Here is a 1074-nt window from a genome sequence, read left to right as displayed (position 1 = left end):
TGGTTCATGACTGGGGTGAAGTCGTAACAAGGTAGCCGTAGGGGAACCTGCGGCTGGATCACCTCCTTAACGATAGCTCAAAAGATGTGAGTGCTCACACAGATTGAATTGGCTTTGATACATGGTAAATAAACGTGAATATACGTGATGATGAAAGTTATCGCGTGTTTTGTGTGGATGACACACAGAACGTTATTCATTGTACGGATACTGGGTCTGTAGCTCAGCTGGTTAGAGCGCACCCCTGATAAGGGTGAGGTCGGTAGTTCAAGTCTACTCAGACCCACCATTTTGTCGCGCTGGACTGCGTTGGTTCCCTCGTCGTGTACTACAGTACACTTCCTCGGTCACCGCCTTGCCAGCACGCCAAAACTGCGGAACGGTTTAGCTTATACAATGTATAAGCGCAGCCAGAACGCTTCAGAGCAAGGCGCGAGGTGACATGAGTGAAGGAGCGTACGTCGGTACGTGACTGAGCGAATGAGCCGAAGCAACGCCGCGCTGGAGTGTTGTGGCAAAGCCTTGCACCAAAGGGGCCATAGCTCAGCTGGGAGAGCGCCTGCCTTGCACGCAGGAGGTCAGCGGTTCGATCCCGCTTGGCTCCACCATTTCCTCGTATCCTGCGTTGCGGCACTCGTCGTGTACTACAGTACACTCCCTCGCGCCACGCCTTGTCTACAAGCAAATGGCTACGAGGCGACCTGCAAACGTTTATTTACCTAGCGAACGATAAGTTAGCGATAAGTGATGTTTAAGACATTATTTATCAGTAACTTACTGTTACGTGCTCTTTTACAACTTGGACAAGCTGATTGTAACAAACAAAGAGAAATCTCTTAGGTAATACTCTACAAGACACACTTGGTGTAGAGGCGTATCGTACTTTGTCATGTAAAGAAAAAGTACAATCCAATACAGCACAGTGGCTCATTTATGAGGCTCTGATGTATACGTTTTTGGGTTGTATGGTTAAGTGACTAAGCGTACACGGTGGATGCCTAGGCAGTTGGAGGCGATGAAGGACGTACTAACTTGCGATAAGCCATGATAAGCCAGTAAGAGGCATTTGAATCA

Annotated in this window: 2 tRNA genes and 2 rRNA genes; all 4 read left to right on the top strand. The window is 48.5% G+C overall.

Going from position 1 to position 1074, the window contains the following annotated elements:
* A 16S ribosomal RNA gene (locus CWE14_RS14700) occupies positions 1-69 on the top strand; the annotation flags it as partial.
* 143 nt (positions 70-212) lie between these two features.
* Positions 213-289 (top strand) — tRNA-Ile (locus tag CWE14_RS14695).
* A 243-nt stretch (positions 290-532) separates the two neighbouring features.
* A tRNA-Ala gene (locus CWE14_RS14690) sits at positions 533-608 on the top strand.
* Between the two features lie 359 nt (positions 609-967).
* Positions 968-1074, top strand: a 23S ribosomal RNA gene (locus CWE14_RS14685); the annotation flags it as partial.

Source organism: Aliidiomarina soli, from assembly GCF_003986975.1.
GTDB classification, from domain to species: domain Bacteria; phylum Pseudomonadota; class Gammaproteobacteria; order Enterobacterales; family Alteromonadaceae; genus Aliidiomarina; species Aliidiomarina soli.
The sequence above is the reverse complement of the archived record's forward strand: the minus strand, read 5'-3'. Positions and strand labels throughout refer to the sequence as shown.